The organism is Fervidobacterium sp. 2310opik-2 (assembly GCF_011057735.1).
Taxonomy (GTDB): Bacteria; Thermotogota; Thermotogae; order Thermotogales; family Fervidobacteriaceae; genus Fervidobacterium; species Fervidobacterium nodosum.
This window is the reverse complement of the sequence record NZ_LNGG01000021.1, coordinates 1-3,962: the sequence shown is the minus strand read 5'-3', so window position 1 is coordinate 3,962 and position 3,962 is coordinate 1. Positions and strand designations below refer to the sequence as shown.

1 protein-coding gene and 2 pseudogenes are annotated in these 3,962 nt (G+C 36.8%); all 3 read right to left on the bottom strand.

The genetic code is table 11. The annotated features are described in order from the left end of the window. Positions 1-97 precede the first annotated feature (97 nt). Positions 98-2,459, bottom strand: a pseudogene (locus tag AS161_RS06710) (heavy metal translocating P-type ATPase). Between the two features lie 13 nt (positions 2,460-2,472). Further along, positions 2,473-2,847, bottom strand: coding sequence for a metalloregulator ArsR/SmtB family transcription factor (locus tag AS161_RS06705; protein WP_073249245.1), 375 nt, complete (start codon positions 2,845-2,847; stop codon positions 2,473-2,475). Positions 2,848-3,163: 316 nt separating this feature from the next. Then, positions 3,164-3,727, bottom strand: a pseudogene (locus tag AS161_RS09325) (zinc ribbon domain-containing protein); the annotation flags it as partial. Positions 3,728-3,962 lie beyond the last annotated feature (235 nt).

Here is a 3,962-nt window from a genome sequence, read left to right as displayed (position 1 = left end):
TATTTTTCCTTACAGGAATGCTTATAAATTTAAATACAGATACCCCTTGATTTTATCTTTGAGGAAATAAATCAAGGGGTTAATAAATCATGTAGTCCTATATACTTTTTGTATTCATTACCCTCATTGCATTTAATATTGCGATTATTGCCACACCCACGTCAGCGAATACAGCTTCCCACATAGTTGCAACTCCCACCGCACCAAGTGCAAGGAATATGGCTTTAACCACTAATGAAAGCACAATGTTTTGCATCACAATTTTCCTAGTCCTTTTTGCTACTTTAATTGCAGTGACAATTTTTGATGGTTCATCCGTCATGATAACTATATCAGCTGCTTCAATTGCAGCATCAGACCCCAAGCTGCCCATTGCCACGCCGATATCAGCTCTCGCAAGTACTGGTGCATCATTGATACCATCTCCAACAAATACAATTTTCCCCTTATGAGATTTCTTAGCATCCAGAGCCTCAATTTTTTCTACCTTGTCGGCCGGTAACAATTCAGTATACACCTCGTCAATTCCAAGTTGGGTTGCTATTTTTTCCCCAACTGCCTTCGAATCACCAGTAAGCATAACAATATTTCTAACACCTAATGCCTTCAATCCTTTAATCGCATCAGCTGAATCTTCCTTCACTGCGTCAGAGATTACAATATTGCCTGCATATTTCTTGTCTACTGCAACATGTACTACTGTACCTAAGAGTCTCAACTTCCTGATATATAATGTTTTCTTTATTCATCAGCTTGCTGTTTCCGACAAGAATCTCTTTACCACCAACTTTAGCCCGAATCCCATGACCTGCAATTTCTTCATAGTTTTCAATTTTAGTAATATCTACATCTTTGTTATAGGCTTTCAGAATGGACAGTGCAATTGGATGACTTGAATGACTTTCAGCAAATGCTGCATATTCAATCAATTCCTCATCAGTAAAATCGGCTTGGGGGTTAACATCCACAACCTCAAATATACCTTTAGTTAAAGTACCTGTCTTATCGAAAACAACTGTTTCCACATTGTTCAACGCGTCAAGATAGTTACTGCCTTTTACTAATATACCTCTCTTCGATGCTCCACCAATCCCTCCGAAGAAGCCCAATGGTATTGAAATTACTAACGCACATGGACAAGATATAACTAAGAACACTAAGGCTCGATATATCCATGTAGAGAAAGTTGCACCGGGGATCACCAATGGAGGTATGATTGCTAAGGCTAATGCTCCAAAGACTACAATCGGAGTATAGAAACGGGCAAATTTTGTTACAAATTTTTCTGTAGGAGCCTTCTTACTGCTGGCATTTTGAACCAGATCCAAAATTTTAGATACAGTTGAATCACCAAAATCCTTTGTTACCTCTATTGTCAAAACGCCATTTTTATTAATGAATCCGCTCAATGCATCGTCTCCTGGCCCGAGTTCACGAGGAACAGATTCCCCTGTTAACGCTGCAGTGTCAACCATTGAGTTTCCTTCTATAACCTTGCCATCGAGGGGAACTTTTTCTCCTGGTTTAACAATAATGATGTCACCTATGTTTACCTCTTCAGGAGATACTTTCCTGATCTCATCGCCAACTTTAAGATTTGCATAGTCAGGACGAATATCCATCAAAGCACGTATTGATTTCCTGGAGTGACCTACAGCTATATCCTGAAACAATTCACCTACCAGATAGAACAGCATAACTGCTACACCTTCTGGATACTCTCCAACGAAGAAAGCACCAATGGTAGCAATACTCATCAAAAAATGCTCACTGAATACCTGACCGCGGGCAATACCTTTTATTGCTCTTAAGACAACCTCTCCACCAACTATGATATAACTAATAATAAACAAGGTAAGCTCAAGCCAATTTTGGAAATTAAAGATGATTCCCACGGCAAATATTGCTCCACCGACCACAAGTCTTATGATTTCTTTTTTGTTGACACCTTCTTCTTCCTCTTCGTTATTTTCGTTTATTTTGGTCTTGGAGTTGTTCTCCTCAAAAATGACCTTTACATCTGGCTCTATTTTCTTTACTATGCCTTCAATCTTCTTATTTAACTCAGAGCGGTTGACTTTCGGACTTATTTCCAGTGTTAGTTTCTTCGAAACAAAATCTACTGCAGCAAATTCAACTCCTTCTAGACCGCTTATTTCTTTTTCCATTTTAGCTGCACAATTCGCGCAGCCAAGTCCTTCAAGTATTAATACTTTTTTATTGCTCTTGTTAACGGATTTTTCTTTCACTACCACATCCGGTTCGTGCTTGTGCACTATGGTTTTAACTTGCTGTAATATATTCTTATACTCTTGCTCTGATTCAATTTCTAAAGTCAATGTCTTGTTCATGAAGTTCATATAGGCTTTGACTCCATTTAATTTATTAACCTCATCTTCAATTTTAGCTGCACAATTTGCGCAATCTAAACCTTCTAAAATTACTTCCTTCTTTAACATTACTGACCCTCCTTTACTTACTTTCTTCTGAAATATGAATTAATCCCTGGTCAAATATTTGCTTTACATGTTCATCTTCAAGAGAGTAGAATACAGTCTTTCCTTCTCTTCTGCTCTTTACTAGTCCAGCCTGCTTTAAGACTCTTAGCTGATGAGAAATTGCTGATTGGGTCATATTTAATAAGAATGCAATATCGCAAACGCACATCTCTGATTCATCTAATGCCCAGAGTATCTTAATTCTTGTTGAATCTCCAAAAACTTTAAATAGTTCTGCTAGATCATATAGAGTTTCTTCTTGAGGCATTTTTTCTCGCACTTTATTTACAATTTCCTCATGTATTACATCACAGTCGCATCTTTCAATTGGTTGAATTTTTTTTGCCATATTTATATCACCTCTTTATCATTCAATTGAACACTTGAATAAGCTTTCATATATATTATAAACCTCAATTCTCCGTTTGTCAATAAAAACATATGAGTAATTGTTCAAGTGTGTTTATCTTTTAGCTTTACGGTCAAGACCGCCACCTCTAAGCGCAGCGTAGGTGGGTTTTAATCAGGTGGAGTAGACTCTCCATCTGATTCCCCGATGTTTCAGCTTGCTGAAACGAGTTCACTTATTAGATTATCCCCAAGTATAAATAGAAAAGAACCGCCCATCAAGAAGTATTTCTCCTCAATCGGCGGTCAAATTCGTTTTATTTTTCTATATCAATTTCTACACCAGATTTAAATTCAATAGTTAGTTTATCATCATAGACCGTTATTTTCTCTATAAGTCTCCTTACTAGTTGCTCATCATACTCCTCAAGGAGGATGGATTGTTCATTAATGAATTTTTCCATATCTTCTAGCCTTTGCTTGGAGCCCTTTTTGCCAGCTTCTTCTGCTAAAGCCTTATGCCTTTCCTCTCTGAGCCTGTAAATCTCATCGGCTATATCGTTATAATCTTCTTTGGAATTGGCCAGCCTCAAAAGGTCTTTTTGTAATTCCTCTAGCTTTTTATCTATCTCGGAAACAATATTATTGTCCGTTTCACTTATCACTGTTTCTATATTTTCCTTTAAGGTAATCAAAAAGTCATCTTTTTGCCCAAGTAGCTTATTAATTGCATCCACCGTAGCTAAGCCTATCATGTCCTCTTGTACAGTTCGAGAACGACAAGCTAACCCTGTATTCTCAAGCCTACTGACACATCTCCAAACAATCGATTTTTTGCCTCTGTTATTCCAATGAACTCTACGGTATATTTCACCACACTCTCGAATAGACTTTGGTATTTTTATTGTACCATAAAAATGAAAAGATATACCAAATAATATAACTATACTTATTCACAATACAATGTTAACGTAAAATTAAACATAAAATATGATTTTGTGGTATGATATACTCATCAGGTATTTTGTCTATACAGTACTTGAAATTTATTAAAGTTAAAATTAGTTGTTTGGAAGGAGCGATAAGTATGTTTGAACACGATCATGAACACCATCA